Source organism: Acidovorax sp. LjRoot74 (assembly GCF_964254355.1).
In the GTDB taxonomy this organism is placed as follows: Bacteria; Pseudomonadota; Gammaproteobacteria; order Burkholderiales; family Burkholderiaceae_C; genus Acidovorax.
This window is the reverse complement of sequence record NZ_CAXUTI020000001.1, coordinates 755,330-770,336: the sequence shown is the minus strand read 5'-3', so window position 1 is coordinate 770,336 and position 15,007 is coordinate 755,330. Positions and strand designations below refer to the sequence as shown.

Sequence of the window (15,007 nt, the reverse complement as noted above, 5' to 3'; positions counted from 1 at the left end):
AAACTCCTTCAATTCTTGGGGGGGCGGCTGGAAGGAACCCAGGCCCACGTAAATACACATTCGACCGGCTCCACACCGGCTTCGTCGGTCACAGTGACTTTCACCTGCACCTCGCCCTTGTCGCTGGCCAGCATGGCGGCGCGCTGCTCGGCAGTGAGCGTGGCCACGGCCTTGAGGCCGCCCGTGGCGCGCTTCTTGAACGCCATGGAGAGCTCCTTGGCCAGTGGGATGCAGTCGTCGCGCACGTTCATGCCCACGACCATGCCGGTGGCCGTTTCGGCCAGCAGGTTCATGGCCGAGGCGTGCACGCCGCCGATGTGGTTGTGCACGCGGTGCTCGTTGGCGAGATGCACTTCCACACGCTCGGGCGTGAGCGACACGAACTTCACCCCGGCGGTGCCGGTGAACGGCACGGCCCGGCGCAGGATGATGTTCTGCACGAAGCCGCGCATGAAGGCGGGTGCCTCGTCCAGGCGCATCAGCGAGCGCTGGAGTTTGTTGGGGGCTTGGCTCGTCATGGTGATGGCGGTCAGTTGCGGACTGGCTTGCCGGTGGACAACATGCCCAGGATGCGCTCATGCGTCTTGGGCTGGGCGATCAGGTGGCAGAACACCTTGCGCTCCAGCGTGAGCAGGTATTCCTCGCTCACCATCGCACCCGCATCCACATCGCCGCCACAGACCACCTCGGCGATCATGGCGCCGATCTTGAAGTCATAGGCGCTGATGAAGCCGCCGTCACGCATGTTCACCAGCTGGGCCTTGATGGTGGCCAAGCCGCTGCGGCCCGCCACGGGGAACAGGCGCTTGTGCGGCGCACGCCAGCCGCTGGCGGCCATGGACTTGGCTTCGTTGATGGCGACAAACAGCAGCTCGTCCTTGTGCGGAACGATGATGTCGGACTCCAGCAGGAAGCCCAGCTTGCGCGATTCAATGGCGCTGGTGCCCACCTTGGCCATGGCCGCAGCGGTGAAGCCTTCGGTCAGGAAGGGCAGGATGTCCTTGCTCGTCGAAGCGGCCATGTTCTCGGCCGCGCGGCGGGCGATGTAGGTCAGGCCACCCGCGCCGGGCACCAGGCCCACGCCGACTTCCACGAGGCCAATGTAGCTTTCCATGTGCGCCACGCGCTTGGCCGAATACACGGCCAGCTCGCAGCCACCGCCCAGCGCCATGCCGTGGATAGCAGCGACCACGGGCACCTGCGCGTAGCGGATGCGCAGCATCAGGTTCTGCAGCTCTTGCTCGATGCTTTCCACCGCATCGGCGCCGCCGACCATGAAGGCAGGCATCGTGGCTTCCAGATCCGCACCTACGCTGAAAGGCGCGTCGCCAGACCAGATCACCATGCCCTGGTACTCGGCCTCGGCCAGTTCCAGTGCTTCCATCAGCGCTTCCATCACTTCGGGGCTGATGGCGTGCATCTTGTTCTTGATGCTGGCGATGAGCACTTGGCCGTCCAGCGTCCAGGTGCGCAGGGCTTTCGATTCGGCAATGGTGGTGCCAGCGGTGCGCCAGTCGGGCAGGCTGGTCTCGCCCAACAGCGCCTCGGGGAAGATCTGGCGCTCATACACGGGCAGCTCGCGGCGGGGTACAAACTTGCCCTGCGACGCGCTCCACGAGCCTTGCGCGGTGTGCACGCCACCGGCTTCGGCCACGGGGCCCTTGAAGACCCACTCGGGCAGCGGTGCCTTGCACAGCGCTTTGCCGGCGTCGATGTCCTCCTGAATCATCTTGGCGACTTCGAGCCAGCCTGCTTCTTGCCACAGCTCGAAGGGGCCTTGCTTCATGCCAAAGCCCCAGCGCATGGCCTGGTCCACGTCGCGGGCGTTGTCGGCGATGGTTGCCAGGTGCACGGCGGCGTAGTGGAAGCTGTTGCGCAGAATGGCCCACAGGAACTGGCCGGGCGCGCCTTCGGCGTTGCGCAGCAGGCGCAGGCGTTCGGCGGCGGGCTTCTTCAGCATGCGGCCGTACACCTCGTCGGCCTTCTGGCCAGCAGGCACGTACTCTTCGCTTTCGAGCTCGAAGCGCATCACGTCGCGGCCGACCTTCTTGAAGAAACCGGCCTTGGTCTTCTGGCCCAGGTTGCCCAGTTCCAGCAGCTTCTTCAGCACGGCGGGCGTGCCAAAGCTTTCGTAGAAGGGGTCGGTCTCGATGCTCAGGTTGTCCTGCAGCGTCTTGATGACGTGGGCCATGGTATCCAGGCCCACCACGTCAGCGGTACGGAAGGTGCCGCTCGATGCGCGGCCCAGCTTCTTGCCCGTGAGGTCGTCCACCACGTCGTAGGTCAGGCCGAAGTTCTCGACTTCCTTCATGGTGGCCAGCATGCCGGCGATGCCGACGCGGTTGGCCACGAAGTTGGGCGTGTCGTGCGCACGCACCACACCCTTGCCCAGGCCGCTGGTCACAAAGGCTTCGAGCTGGTCGAGCACTTCAGGCTGGGTGGTGGGGGTGTTGATTAGCTCCACCAGCGTCATGTAACGCGGGGGGTTGAAGAAGTGGATGCCGCAGAAACGGGGCTTGATGCTCTCGGGCAGCACTTCGCTCAATTTGGTGATCGACAGGCCCGAGGTGTTGGACGCCAGGATGGCGTGCTTGGCCACGTGGGGCGCGATCTTGGTGTACAGGTCGAGCTTCCAGTCCATGCGCTCGGCAATGGCCTCGATCACGAGGTCGCATTCCTTGAGCAGGTGCATGTGCTCTTCGTAGTTGGCCTGCTGGATCAGCGCCGCGTCGTCGGCCACGCCCAGGGGCGAGGGCTTGAGCTTCTTGAGGCCTTCGACGGCCTTGGTGACGATGCCGTTCTTCGGGCCTTCCTTGGCAGGCAGGTCGAACAGCATCACGGGCACCTTCACGTTGACGAGGTGGGCGGCAATCTGCGCGCCCATCACGCCTGCGCCGAGCACGGCGACTTTTTTCACTTGGAATCGGGACATGGGTTGGGTTCCTGGTTGGGGCGCTGCGCGACACCGCTGGGGTGCGCGCGGCCACGGGAATGGGGTTTACTGGACGCGGATCCAGGTTTGCGTGCGGCCAAACGGGCCGATCGAACCGCGCACTTCGAGCTTCTTGCCGCCCTCGATGGGAGTCATGCGCAGGGTGTAGTTGCGGCCGTTCTCGGGGTCGAGAATCTTGCCGCCTTCCCACACTTCTTTGCCGTCGGCCTTTTTGGCGCCACGGATGATCTCCAGCCCGAGAATGGGCTTGCCCTTGCGGTCGTCCGAGCATTCGTCGCAGACCTCATCGGGCTTGGCGTCCTTGGACAGGCGCTTTTCCAGCGCTCCATTCAGCACGCCGCCGCCAATGTCGCGGATGCGGATTTCGGCCTTGGCCTCGCCGGTCTTGTCGTCGATGTTGCGCCACAGGCCTTCGGGCGTCGCCTGTGCCCATGTGGGCGCCGCAAACGCTACAAAAACAATAGCTGCTACCGCTTTATACATAGGCGCTCCGTGCCAAAAAAAACTTGAAATCCGCAGATCCACCGGTCAGGCCAGGGCCAGATCCGTGTCCATCAGCACCTTGCTGCCCGCACGGGCCGTGCGCATCAGCGTGACCGTTTCGGGGAACAGCTTGGCGAAGTAGAAGCGCGCGGTCTGCAGCTTGGCGCCATAGAACGGGTCGGTGTTGCCGGCGGCGATCTCGCGCAGCGCGACCTGGGCCATGCGGGCAAACAGGTAGCCGAACACCAGGTGGCCAGCCACGCGCAGGTAGTCCACGGCAGCGGCGCCCACTTCGTCGGGGTTCTGCATGCCCTTGAAGCCGATCTCGGTGGTGAACTTGGTCATCTGGTCGCCCAGCATCGCGATGGGGTTGATGAATTCGGCCATCTTCTCGTTCACGCCTTCTTCTTCCACCAGTTTGCCGATCAGCTTGCCCAGCTTTTTCAGCGTGGCGCCGTTGTTGCCCAGGATCTTGCGGCCCAGCAGGTCCAGCGACTGGATGGTGTTGGTGCCTTCGTAGATCATGTTGATGCGGTTGTCGCGCACGTACTGCTCCATGCCCCACTCCTTGATGAAGCCGTGGCCGCCGAAGACCTGCATGCAAGCGTTGGTGGAGATGTGGCCGTTGTCGGTGATGAAGGCCTTCACGATGGGGGTGAGCAGCGCCACCATCTCTTCGGATTCGGCACGCACCTTTTCGTCGGGGTGGCTGTGCACCTTGTCCAGCAGCAGCGTGCAGAAGATCTGCAGCGCGCGGCCGCCTTCGGCGTAGGCCTTGGCGGTGAGCAGCATCTTGCGCACGTCGGGGTGCACGATGATGGGGTCGGCGTCCTTGTCCTTGGCCTTCACGCCCGACAGGCTGCGCATCTGGATGCGGTCCTTGGCGTAAGCCAGCGCATTTTGGTACGCCACTTCGGTCAGGCCCAGCGACTGGTTGCCCACGCCCAGGCGGGCGGCGTTCATCATGACAAACATGGCAGCCAGGCCCTTGTTGGGCTGGCCCACCATGGTGCCAATGGCGCCGTCGATGGCGATCTGTGCCGTGGCGTTGCCGTGGATGCCCATCTTGTGCTCCAGGCCCGTGCAGTAGATGGGGTTGCGCTCGCCCAGCGAGCCGTCGGCCTTGATGTTGAACTTGGGCACGACGAACAGGCTGATGCCCTTGCTGCCCTTGGGCGCATCGGGCAGGCGGGCCAGCACCAGGTGCACGATGTTGGCGGTCATGTCGTGCTCGCCAGCGCTGATGAAAATCTTGTTGCCGGTGATCTTGTAGGTGCCGTCGGCCTGCGGTTCGGCCTTGGTGCGCAGGAGGCCCAGGTCGGTGCCGCAATGGGGTTCGGTCAGGCACATGGTGCCGGTCCACTCGCCGCTGGTCAGCTTGGGCAGGTAGACCTTCTTTTGCTCGTCGGTGCCGTGGGCGTGCAGGGCTTCATACGCGCCGTGCGACAGGCCGGGATACATGGTCCAGGCCTGGTTGGCCGAGTTCATCATTTCATACAGGCACTGGTTCAGCACGAAGGGCAGGCCCTGGCCGCCGTAGGCGGGGTCGCACGACAGTGCCGCCCAGCCGCCTTCGACGTACTTGGCGTAGGCGTCCTTGAAGCCCGTGGGGGTCTTCACTTCGTGGGTGGCCTTGTTGAGCACGCAGCCTTCAGTGTCGCCGCTGATGTTCAGCGGGAAGGTCACTTCGGCGGTGAACTTGCCGGCTTCTTCGAGCACGGCGTTGATGGTGTCCACATCCACCTCGGCGTGGGGCGGCATGGCCTTGAATTCATCGCTGACCTTGAGCACTTCGTGCATGACGAATTGCATGTCGCGCAGGGGCGGCGTGTACATAGGCATGGGGTTTACTCCTTGGAGGTGGTGGTTTGGTTGAAAACTTTGCGGCGCTTGGCTGCGGCAGCGGGCGCTGTCGTGGCGGCTGCGCCCGGCATTGCGGCGCTGTAGCGCGCCAGGATGTTGTGAAAGCCTTGCACGGCCCGGCCCATGGAGCCCGGGGTCTGCAGGAAGCGCGCTTCGTAATGCAGCGCGAGGATGAGGCCGTGGATCTCGAACAGCATCTGCTCGGCATTGGTGTCTGCGCGCAGCTCTTCCAACACCTTGCACTGCTCGATGGCACGGCGCATGGCAGCGTGCCAGGTCAGCACCGAGCTGGCCAGCGCATCGCGCACGGGGCCGGTGCGGTCATCAAATTCGACGGCGCCGCTGATGTAGATGCAGCCCGAGTCGATTTCGATGGAGGTGCGCTTCATCCAGTTGTCGAACAGCGCCGACAAACGCGCCACGCCGCGCGGCGCGGACATGGCGGGGTAGAACACTTCCTGCTCGAAGCGGGTGTGGTATTCGCGGATGACGGAGATCTGCAGCTCTTCGCGCGAGCCAAAATGGGCGAACACGCCCGACTTGCTCATGCCCGTGACATCGGCCAGCGCCCCGATGGACAGGCCCTCCAGCCCGATGTGCGTGGCCAGGCCCAGCGCCGCCTCGACGATGGCCGCCTTGGTTTGCTGGCCCTTTTGCAAGGCGCGGCCCGTGCTGCTGCGGGTGCGCGGGCTGCGGCTGACCGGGCTGGATTCAGAAGTTACGGGCATGCTGGCAAATAAAAACGAACGTTCGTTCTATTCTGCAGCAATTTCAGGGCACGGCCAAAACCCCTGGAAAAAATAGGGAGGGTCACCCAAACGCGCGTTGTGGCGGCACCACCGCGCGGCAGAGCCCCTCGCCCTCTGCCACGCCCGCCCTCAGCCCGCAGACGCGGGCCATAGCAAAAACCCTTTACAGGATCAGTGCCAGGCTGGCATCCAGGTGTTCGGACGGCAGGCGCTTGAAGCCCGAGCGAGCATAGCGCTGCAGCCGCCCCAGCGCAAAGGCCGTGAGCACGCTGGCCGCCACCTGCGCATCCACCGTGGGCGTGGCCGACGCCGCCGTAGCAGGGCGCAGGCACTGGCGCAGCGTGGATTCGATGCGGTCAAAGAACTGGTTCATGCGCTGCTGCAGGCGCTCATGCTCGAACACCAGGGCATCGCCCACCATCACCCGCACCATGCCGGGGTTGCGTTCGCCAAACTGCAACAGCAACGCCACGATGCGCGCCGCCTGGCGCGCACCGACCTCCGGCGCCTGATCGGGGTCGGGCACGTCGCGACCCGTGATCTGCGCCACGAGGGTGAACACGGTCTGCTCGATGAAGTCGATCAGCCCCTCGAACATCTGCGCCTTGCTCGCAAAGTGCCGATACAGCGCGGCCTCGCTCACCGACAGGCGCGCAGCCAGCGCGGCGGTGGTGATGCGCTCGGCGCCCGGCTGCTCCAGCATCGCAGCCAGGGCTTGCAGAATCTGCACGCGGCGCTCGCCCGGCTTGGGTCGCTTGCGCGCGGCGGGGGCATCTCCGGAGTCATCGGTAGATACAGGCTCGGGCTGGGGCGAGAGTTCGGACATGCGGGACAGGGGCTCCGGTAAGGCCTTGCCCCCTCCCATGCCAGCAGGGCATGCGCAAGGGTGCGGCAAGGCAGGAAGAATCGTCGCGGCTGGTGCGGTCACCGGCGGTGCAGGCAGGCCACCAGCGCCGGGGGTGCGCTGTCGCCGCACCTGTTTGCACAAGTCAATCGTGTATGGAAATGATTCTCGCACAGCCCTTTGGGACCCGTTCGCTGCGCCTTGCCAGCACCGGCTACAAAGGGAACACCACCGTCACCAGCAGCCCACGCCCCTGCGGACCCGCGCCCAGCGTGAGCGACGCACGGTGCACGCGGGCGATCTCGTCGGCAATGGCCAGGCCCAGGCCCGTGCCTTCACCACCAGCCCCCGGCACGCGATAGAACCGCTGCAGCACCCGGGTGCGCTCGGCCTCGGGCACGCCGGGACCATCGTCTTCGACCTCGACATAGGCACGCGGGGGGCCGCTGCGGCCCTGGCGCAGTCCACAGCGGATGGTGACAACCCCGCCGGGCGGCGTGTACTTGATAGCGTTGTCCACCAGATTGGACAGCAGCTCGCGCAGAAGCCAGCCATGGCCGGTCACATGCACCAACTGCACATCCAGCCCCAGGTCCAACCCCTTGCCAGTGGCGGCGTCCAGAAAATTCTCCAGCAGGGACTCGCACAGGTCCTTCAGATCCACCCGCTGCGGCGGCTGGGCATCCAGGCTGCGCGCATCGGCGCGGGACAACGCCAGCAGCTGGTGCGCCAGCTGCGAGGTGCGGCGCGTGGCGTTGCGCAGCTTCTCGATCTGATCAACTCCTAAAACAATAGCACCCTGCGTACGATCCTCGCGCGCAAACGGCATTTTTCGATCAAAGTCCGGGAACGAAACCTGGGGGGGAGCCGCCGCTTTGGCCATCATGGCCCAGGCTTCGACCTGCGCCTGCAGCCCCGCCAGCGGCGTACGCAGCTGGTGGGCCGCATCGGCCACAAAACGGCGCTGCCCCTCGGCCTGCGCATTGACCAGAGCGAACAGGCGGTTGAGCGAATGCACCAGCGGGCGCACCTCGTCGGGCGAGGCGGCTTCATCGATGGGGCTCAGGTCGCGCGGCGAGCGGCGCTCCACCGCCTCGGCCAGGCCCACCAGGGGTTTGAACGCCTGCCGCACCGCCCAGTGGATAGCAAAACCTGCCGCCAACAGCAACACCAGGTTGGGCAGCAGCACCCGCAGCAGCAATTGCTGGGCCCATTTCTGGCGCGGGTCGGAACCGTCGGCCAGCGCCACCACCAGCTCGCCCGCACCCGTGCGGCCGCGCTGCACAGCCACCCGGTAGGTCACGCCGCCAAACTCCACGCTGTGGAACTCGGGGGCCAGCGTGGAGGGCACCGCCCCATGCACCCAGTCGTCCCCCAGCAACAGCCGCCCCGACGTGTCGCGCACGCTGTAGGCAGAGAACCCAGCGTTCTGGCGCAGGAAATCTTCAATGGGTGGCGCCAGCAGCAACAAGGGAGAGGCGTTGTCGCGGATAGGCGGCGCGAGCACCGAGTCGGCCAGCGCGGGCAACAGGCGCACCAGGCGCTGGTCATGCTGGACGGCCGCTTCATCGGCCGAACGGTAGTCCAGCCACACCCCCACCAGCGCCAGCACACACAGTGGCAGCACCAGCATCAGCAGCAGCCGGGTCCGCAGGTCGGACGTCATGGCACGCAAACCGGGCCGCTTGGTGGAGGAGTTCCGAAGCAGCATGGCGGGCGGTCAAGAAAAGGAAAGAAACCGGGGCAGTCGCCCCGTCAGGGATTCTGGAGTTCCAGCCGGTAGCCAAACCCACGGATCGACCGCAGCGCCACTCCATGGGGCTCCAGCTTGCCGCGCAGGCGGGAGACATAGACCTCGACCGCGTTGGGCGTGATCTCCTTGTCCCAGCCGGTCAGCGCCTGCAAGAGCTTGTCTTTGCTGGCGGGCTTGGGGGCATTGATGAGCAGGTATTCGAGCACCGTCCACTCGCGCGGCCCCAGCTCGATCACCTGCTCGCCCGCATCGCTTCGGATGCTGGCGCGGCGGCCAGCCGTGTCCAGCTCCAGCGGGCCAAAGCTCAGCACCGCCGTGGTGGCCGCCTGGGAGCGGCGCAGCAAGGCCCGCAGGCGCGCCAACAGCTCGGGCAGCTCAAAGGGCTTGACCATGTAGTCGTCCGCCCCCAGGTCCAGCCCCTGAACGCGGTCATGCAACGCGTCACGTGCTGTGAGGATCAGCACCGGCATGGCCGGGCTGGCCATGTCCGGGCGCCGCAAACGGCGCGTCAGCTCCAGCCCATCCATGGCCGGCAAGCCGATGTCGATGATCGCCGCATCGAACGACTCGGTGCGCAGCACCTCCTCGGCGCGCTCACCGCTGCCCACCCAATCCACGGCATAGCCCGCGTCGGTCAGCCCCAGCTTGATACCGCTGGCCACCATCACATCGTCTTCGACCAGGAGCAAACGCATGGCGGGCCGTAGGAATATCGGAAATCAGTGCGACCGGATCATCGTGCCGTAGGCCTGCTCGGTCAGGATCTCCAGCAGCATGGCATGTGGCACCCGGCCATCGATGATGTGCACCGCGTTGACGCCCGCCTTGGCGGCGTCGAGCGCGCCGGCGATCTTGGGCAGCATGCCGCCGGAGATCGTGCCATCGGCGAACAACTCGTCAATGCGGCGGGCGGTCAGGTCGGTCAGCAGGTTGCCCGCCTTGTCCAGCACTCCCGGGGTGTTGGTCAGCAGCACCAGCTTTTCAGCCTTGAGCACCTCAGCCAGTTTGCTGGCCACCACATCGGCATTGATGTTGTAGCTCTCGTTGTTTTCGCCAAAGCCAATGGGGCTGATCACAGGGATAAAGGCATCGTCCTGCAGTGCCTTGACTACGCTGGGGTCGATGGAAACGATATCGCCCACCTGGCCCACGTCGTGCTCGATGGCCGGGTTCTTGTTGTCCACCATCTTGAGCTTCTGCGCGCGGATCATGCCGCCGTCGCGGCCCGTGAGGCCCACGGCCTTGCCACCGGCCTGGTTGATCAGGCCCACGATGTCCTGCTGCACCTCGCCAGCCAGCACCCATTCCACCACTTCCATGGTCTCAGCATCCGTCACACGCATGCCCTGGATGAATTCGCCTTTCTTGCCCAGGCGATTCAGGGCCGTCTCGATCTGTGGGCCGCCGCCGTGCACCACCACCGGGTTCATACCCACCAGCTTGAGCAGTACCACGTCTTCGGCAAAGTCGGCCTGCAGAGCCGGGTCCGTCATGGCGTTACCGCCGTACTTGATCACCATGGTCTTGCCATGGAACTTGCGGATATACGGCAGCGCCTGGGCCAGAATTTCAGCCTTGTCGCGCGGGGCAATCGAAAGAAGGTCGGTCATGGGGGCGTGCCATCCGGAAGAAGAAAACAAACAGGGTGAGGCGCAAATTGTGCCGCATTCGCGGGGCGTACAGCTGTCGGAAGGTTGAAGTGCGCCACCGAAAACATGGCCAGGCGGCTCGTAGCCAGCGTGCGGGTACAGCTCGTTGGGGACAGGCCGGTATCTCCAAGGAGGCCCACGCGGGGCCCTGCGCGCCCGGCGCCGTTCAGTGGCGCAGCCAGTGCGGCACCTTGAACCGCACAATCGCCAGGTAAGCCATCACGTAGCTGATCACAAACAGCCCACAAAACGCCATGAGCAAGAGTGTGTTGTTCCAAAACAGTACAGCGGGCACCACCGTCAGCAGGGTAAAGCCCCACAGATACGGGGAAGTGCGGTTGTTGCGCATCAGCATGCGGCGCGACTCATCGTCGTGAAACACCCCGCGCACAATGCGGCGGTAGATGAGCTGGTGAAAATGCAAGGCATCGGCCACCCCGGGCGAAACCCCACGCACCGCCTTGCGGTAGATGGAAAAAATCGTTTCCCACACCGGGTAGATCAGCAGCAGCATGGGAAACCACGGCGAGACATCCGCATTGCGCTGCACCAGGGAAATGCTGGCCATGGCAATCACCACGCCCCACACATAGGCCCCGCCATCCCCGGCAAACAGCATGCCACGCGGATAGTTCCAGACCAGAAAGCCCCCGGTGGCTGCCGCCGTGGATACCAGCAGCGCCGCCAGCGCCCGGTCGCCCACCTGCAAAGCCACATGGGCCAACGCCAGACAGACAATCAGTGCCACCATGCCTGCCAGACCGTTATAGCCGTCGATGATGTTGAAGGCATGCGGCAGGCCGGCAACAGCCAGCACAACAACGGCAATCCCCAGCCAGGGGGCCGCTGCCAGTACGGCATCAAGCCAGGGCCAGCCCATGCGGGGCAGGGTCAGGTTCAACACAACCACGGCCAGGACGCCTGACGCCCCCGTCAATATCAGCCGATACCGGACTGAAAGGCGCTGGGTCATGTCTTCGGCAATGCCGCCCAGGGCAGCAGGCAGCAACACCACCAGCCATCCCCACACCCAGGCACCCAACCTCAGCGAGCCGGGATCGCCCCACTGCAAGGACTGCAGGACACCAAGACTCCAGCTGCAGCCAATGCCCAAAAGCAACGCGGCTCCTCCCAATCGGGGAACATCGCCAAAATGAAAGCGCTGCGGCATGCCGTTGCCGTACACGGAAGCATGGCTGCGCATCCATCGCACGATATACCCTGCAGCCAACGCTGCGACGATGAATGCCACCACAGATAACCAGATCATGAGCGGCCGATCGTACCCGGACTCGGCGCAAATGCCTGCAAGAAACCGCTAGCCAAAGCTACGCACGGCCACCGATTGACTCCTGTTACGTGAAATAGTACGGATTTTGGCGATGGGAATAGTTCAGGTCCAATTGGGCGCCTGCACCCCATGATGGTCCTCGAGCGGATCATGCAGCGTCTCGTCCGCACAGCAACTGCGCCTTACCGGACCAAAGCACGGTAGATGCGCATGACCTTGGCAACATACTGCTGTGTTTCCGGATAGGGGGGTATCTGCCGTCCGTACTTGAGCACGGCACCTTCGCCCGCGTTGTAGGCAGCCAAAGCCAGCTCCTTGTCGCCATCGAACATGCGCAGCAAGTCCGCCAGGTAGCGGCTTCCGATCTGCGCATTCACCTTAGGCTCCATGGCAGCATGGTCTCCGTCCGATGCCCGGCCTGCAGAAACGCCGTAACGCTCGGCGGTGGCAGGCATCACCTGCATCAGGCCCAGCGCGCCTTTGCGGGATACTGCTTTCTCGTTGAAGGCCGACTCCGCCGCAGCCACGGCAATCACTAACGCCGGATCCAGGGACTGCGACAGGGCCGCGGCCTCCAAGTGCGGTTTGGCTGCATCAAAACCAGGAAACTGCAGAGCTGATGGCTCGCGTTCTTTGCCACCCTTGTCCGTCCTGATTGATGGAATGCGACTGAGCCAGGTCACCCCCCGCGAAACAGGCGGCGGGGAACCATTTCCCATGTGCACCACGCCATCGCCGTCCACAAACTCCCAGACTGCGTCGGCCCAGGCGACGGATGAGAAAACAACCCACAACGAGACGAGCAGCATCGCTCCGCGCGCAAAACCTAGCATCCCTCGCGGCATGCCGCATGCGCCCCTTCTTCCATTCCGTGTACTCATCTGCATCCGATTCACTCTGCTCAGCGCCAGATGCCCTTGACAATGGACCAAACGCGCCGAAGCCCTGTAACGGGCAGCGCGGGCTGCGGCCAGGCCTCGCCACGCCGCGCACGGATCAGCCTCGCCGGCATGCCCGCCGCTACCATCCCTGCGGGTACATCCTGCCGGACCAGCGCCCCGGCAGCCACCACGGCACCACGGCCAATGGTCACACCCTCCAGAACAATGGCGCCCGCCCCTATCCAAGCACCATCTTCGATCGTGATCTTGGCCCGGGTAATGCGATTACGGGCGATGATCACATCCCCTTCGTCGATGGCATGGCCCGCAGACAGAAGCTTGGCGTGGGGCCCGATCAGCACATCTTCACCAATCTCCAGTCCGCCCTCACCGGATAGGTAGCCCCCTACGTTCACGATGGTGCGCGCACCAATGCGGATTCCTACACAGGGGTCCGCGACCACATCCCCCAGCACCAGGCGCGTATGCGCATACAGGCTGACCCCGTCAGCCAGGCACAGCACCCCGGCACGCTGGCCAAAGCGCATCACGGACACGGTGGGATCAATCCGGCAGTCAGCACCCAGGGCATCCACCCCTGCGTGCGACAGCGTGAAATCGGGGACTCCTAACAGCATATTGCCCTCGCCATGGTCACCTATGAGGTGCGGCCCATAAGTCGTCGCCAGCGCCGGGACCAAACACCTGCTGGAGAGGGCTGCGCAGCCAGCCTGGCGGCCAGTTCTGCCTCCACCGCTGTCTTTTCAGCCCGCACGATATCCATCTCCGCACGCATTTGCTTTGCCTCGAACTGGAGCTTGCCGATGATGTCCTTGGCTTCCGAAAAGGCCTTCTGGTGCTCCAGCAGTGACGCGCGCTCACGCTGATGCACCACAGTCAGGGCTTGCAGGTCCTCACGCAGCTTGTCCGCCGCGTTACGGGCATCGATCAACTCCCAGGCGGAGGCGTCTACCGAGGGGGTCACCACCGCCATCCACTGGTAGACATCGAAATCCTGCCAGCCCGCCAACAATGCCTGGCGCTGCTCGCCAGACAACGCACTCCAGTACCAGGCAAATTCGCTGCACTCGACTGGTACCCGGTTGGCCTCCCAGGCCCTGGGCGACCACCCGCAGTCCAGCAGAACCTTTTCAATGCTGCGCCGGGTGAAGAACCGGACATGGGTACGGTCCAATTGCCCCTTGTCTGAGTAGTCGAAGATGCCATTGCGCATTGCGGCCACCACGCCGGCATAGGCGATGTTGGGCACGGAAATCACCAGACGCCCCATGGGAGCGACAAACTCACTCAGGCGGGACAGCACCTCCTCGGGCTTTCTGAGGTGCTCCAGCACATCACAGGCCAGCACAGCATCGAAGCGGCGGCCAGCGATCGCGTCCAACCAATCGGTACCGTCCAGATTGCCGGAGATGACTTCGGCTCCCAGGGCCTTGAGCACATCCAGGGCCTCCGGGTCGTTTTCCACCACCGTTACCCGATGGCCACGCGCAAGCAGTACACGGGTCATCGCTCCAGGCCCTGGGCCTAACTCCAGCACGGAGCCTCCCCCCTGCGGGACACGGCGCAGCAACCGAGCGGCCCACTCCTCCCCATCCGGCTCAAAAGCGTAGTCGTAGCGCTCAATCTTGGTCATGCGTGTCCCCCGGCTTTGGTTCTGCTTGTAATTCTGGCGCCTGTTGCTGCCACATCTGATCCCACAATCCCCATTGCCACCAGGCCCAGGGCCGGCTCCGCACATCTTGGTCAAGACGCTGGACTACTGTGTCAATGGCCTGCCTGGGGCTCTCCGGCAAAGGCTCGACACGCACTTGCAGATTGTCCGGGGTTCGCGAACAGGTCACCGCGTGCAGCAACGGGACCCCAGTGGACTGGGCAAGGCGCTCGATGCCGGTGGGCAGACTCAAACGTCCCCCCAGGAACGGGTGGTCCCGCAGACGACCAAACTCGGGCCGCCATGCATCAGCCAGAATCACCCAGCCCTGGCCCGCCCTCAGGCTCTCGTGCACCGGGCGCAGTCCATCACTGGTGGTGTGCCAGGTCCCCCCCGTCACAGCGGTGTAGCCCTGGATTTTGCGCAGCAGGAAGTTGCGCTGTGCCACCTGGAGCTCGGGGTTGTCGAGCACCGGCATCGTCAGCACGTTGGTGGCGACTCCCGCTCTCGCGAGCGCCACCGGGGCAGTCAGGAGCCGGTCATAGTGGTTGAGCACCAGAATGAACCCCTTGCCCTGTCGAACGAGGCTCTTCGCATGCTCGGCCCCTTGCAGGTCAACGGCGGGCCCGCCTCTGCAGCCCAGCCGCTGGAACGCCATGGCATCCACCATCTCCTGCGCCAGCATCGCCAAATGGGCCCTTGCCCATTGCGCGTGCTCTGCCCCCGTGGCCCCCGGAAACACCCGGGCAAACAGACCTTCCAGCCAGCGCAGCAATGGCTCACGCTCAGCGGCAGATTCACGGCCTATGCGTCCAGCCAGCCGCCAGGGCAGGGTCGTGGGCACACGGGCCATGGAGGGGAAGAGCAGG

Annotated in this window: 14 protein-coding genes; all 14 read right to left on the bottom strand. The window is 64.5% G+C overall.

What is annotated here, in order from left to right; genetic code table 11:
* Positions 1-8 precede the first annotated feature (8 nt).
* Positions 9-518 (bottom strand): DUF4442 domain-containing protein, encoded by a 510-nt coding sequence (locus ACSQ3O_RS03610; protein ID WP_137747014.1) that lies wholly within the window; start codon positions 516-518, stop codon positions 9-11.
* Positions 519-529: 11 nt separating this feature from the next.
* Entirely contained in the window at positions 530-2,932 is a 2,403-nt protein-coding gene (locus ACSQ3O_RS03605; RefSeq protein ID WP_436137884.1) for a 3-hydroxyacyl-CoA dehydrogenase NAD-binding domain-containing protein, read from the bottom strand.
* 66 nt (positions 2,933-2,998) lie between these two features.
* A complete protein-coding gene (locus ACSQ3O_RS03600) occupies positions 2,999-3,436 on the bottom strand; it encodes a DUF2147 domain-containing protein (RefSeq protein WP_436137883.1) in 438 nt (145 codons plus the stop codon).
* Between the two features lie 45 nt (positions 3,437-3,481).
* Positions 3,482-5,278 (bottom strand): acyl-CoA dehydrogenase C-terminal domain-containing protein, encoded by a 1,797-nt coding sequence (locus ACSQ3O_RS03595; RefSeq protein ID WP_436137882.1) that lies wholly within the window; start codon positions 5,276-5,278, stop codon positions 3,482-3,484.
* Between the two features lie 5 nt (positions 5,279-5,283).
* Complete coding sequence (locus ACSQ3O_RS03590; RefSeq protein ID WP_137747018.1) at positions 5,284-6,027, bottom strand: TetR/AcrR family transcriptional regulator; 744 nt, start codon at positions 6,025-6,027, stop codon at positions 5,284-5,286.
* 184 nt (positions 6,028-6,211) lie between these two features.
* Positions 6,212-6,874: a nucleoid occlusion factor SlmA gene (slmA, locus tag ACSQ3O_RS03585; protein ID WP_137747019.1), complete on the bottom strand. Its 663-nt coding sequence runs from the start codon at positions 6,872-6,874 to the stop codon at positions 6,212-6,214.
* A gap of 232 nt (positions 6,875-7,106) precedes the next feature.
* Entirely contained in the window at positions 7,107-8,558 is a 1,452-nt protein-coding gene (locus ACSQ3O_RS03580; protein ID WP_436141069.1) for an ATP-binding protein, read from the bottom strand.
* An 89-nt stretch (positions 8,559-8,647) separates the two neighbouring features.
* Positions 8,648-9,340 carry a response regulator transcription factor gene (locus ACSQ3O_RS03575; RefSeq protein ID WP_063459990.1) on the bottom strand — a complete coding sequence of 231 codons (693 nt, stop codon included), beginning with the start codon at positions 9,338-9,340 and terminating at the stop codon, positions 8,648-8,650.
* Positions 9,341-9,364: 24 nt separating this feature from the next.
* Positions 9,365-10,255, bottom strand: coding sequence for an acetylglutamate kinase (argB, locus tag ACSQ3O_RS03570; RefSeq protein ID WP_094288851.1), 891 nt, complete (start codon positions 10,253-10,255; stop codon positions 9,365-9,367).
* A 205-nt stretch (positions 10,256-10,460) separates the two neighbouring features.
* Positions 10,461-11,564 (bottom strand): glycosyltransferase family 4 protein, encoded by a 1,104-nt coding sequence (locus ACSQ3O_RS03565; protein ID WP_436137881.1) that lies wholly within the window; start codon positions 11,562-11,564, stop codon positions 10,461-10,463.
* A gap of 203 nt (positions 11,565-11,767) precedes the next feature.
* Complete coding sequence (locus tag ACSQ3O_RS03560) at positions 11,768-12,394, bottom strand: lytic transglycosylase domain-containing protein (RefSeq protein ID WP_436137880.1); 627 nt, start codon at positions 12,392-12,394, stop codon at positions 11,768-11,770.
* A 92-nt stretch (positions 12,395-12,486) separates the two neighbouring features.
* Complete coding sequence (locus ACSQ3O_RS03555) at positions 12,487-13,104, bottom strand: acyltransferase (RefSeq protein WP_322578999.1); 618 nt, start codon at positions 13,102-13,104, stop codon at positions 12,487-12,489.
* Positions 13,105-13,124: 20 nt separating this feature from the next.
* The gene (locus tag ACSQ3O_RS03550; protein ID WP_436137879.1) at positions 13,125-14,120 is read right to left on the bottom strand and encodes a class I SAM-dependent methyltransferase; all 996 of its coding nucleotides are present in this window, start codon (positions 14,118-14,120) and stop codon (positions 13,125-13,127) included.
* Positions 14,107-14,991 carry a lysophospholipid acyltransferase family protein gene (locus ACSQ3O_RS03545; protein ID WP_436141068.1) on the bottom strand — a complete coding sequence of 295 codons (885 nt, stop codon included), beginning with the start codon at positions 14,989-14,991 and terminating at the stop codon, positions 14,107-14,109. Before ACSQ3O_RS03545 ends, ACSQ3O_RS03550 begins: the two co-directional genes overlap by 14 nt.
* Positions 14,992-15,007: the final 16 nt, after the last annotated feature.

Excerpts from the sequence above, each read along its gene's own strand:
- ACSQ3O_RS03565 (WP_436137881.1), bottom strand. The coding sequence starts at position 11,564 with ATGATCTGGTTATCTGTGGTGGCATTCATCGTCGCAGCGTTGGCTGCA.
- ACSQ3O_RS03560 (WP_436137880.1), bottom strand. The coding sequence starts at position 12,394 with ATGCTGCTCGTCTCGTTGTGGGTTGTTTTCTCATCCGTCGCCTGGGCC.
- ACSQ3O_RS03545 (WP_436141068.1), bottom strand. The coding sequence starts at position 14,991 with ATGGCCCGTGTGCCCACGACCCTGCCCTGGCGGCTGGCTGGACGCATA.
- ACSQ3O_RS03575 (WP_063459990.1), bottom strand. The coding sequence starts at position 9,340 with ATGCGTTTGCTCCTGGTCGAAGACGATGTGATGGTGGCCAGCGGTATC.
- ACSQ3O_RS03555 (WP_322578999.1), bottom strand. The coding sequence starts at position 13,104 with ATGCTGTTAGGAGTCCCCGATTTCACGCTGTCGCACGCAGGGGTGGAT.
- ACSQ3O_RS03590 (WP_137747018.1), bottom strand. The coding sequence starts at position 6,027 with ATGCCCGTAACTTCTGAATCCAGCCCGGTCAGCCGCAGCCCGCGCACC.
- argB (WP_094288851.1), bottom strand. The coding sequence starts at position 10,255 with ATGACCGACCTTCTTTCGATTGCCCCGCGCGACAAGGCTGAAATTCTG.
- slmA (WP_137747019.1), bottom strand. The coding sequence starts at position 6,874 with ATGTCCGAACTCTCGCCCCAGCCCGAGCCTGTATCTACCGATGACTCC.
- ACSQ3O_RS03550 (WP_436137879.1), bottom strand. The coding sequence starts at position 14,120 with ATGACCAAGATTGAGCGCTACGACTACGCTTTTGAGCCGGATGGGGAG.
- ACSQ3O_RS03580 (WP_436141069.1), bottom strand. The coding sequence starts at position 8,558 with ATGACGTCCGACCTGCGGACCCGGCTGCTGCTGATGCTGGTGCTGCCA.
- ACSQ3O_RS03610 (WP_137747014.1), bottom strand. The coding sequence starts at position 518 with ATGACGAGCCAAGCCCCCAACAAACTCCAGCGCTCGCTGATGCGCCTG.
- ACSQ3O_RS03595 (WP_436137882.1), bottom strand. The coding sequence starts at position 5,278 with ATGCCTATGTACACGCCGCCCCTGCGCGACATGCAATTCGTCATGCAC.
- ACSQ3O_RS03600 (WP_436137883.1), bottom strand. The coding sequence starts at position 3,436 with ATGTATAAAGCGGTAGCAGCTATTGTTTTTGTAGCGTTTGCGGCGCCC.
- ACSQ3O_RS03605 (WP_436137884.1), bottom strand. The coding sequence starts at position 2,932 with ATGTCCCGATTCCAAGTGAAAAAAGTCGCCGTGCTCGGCGCAGGCGTG.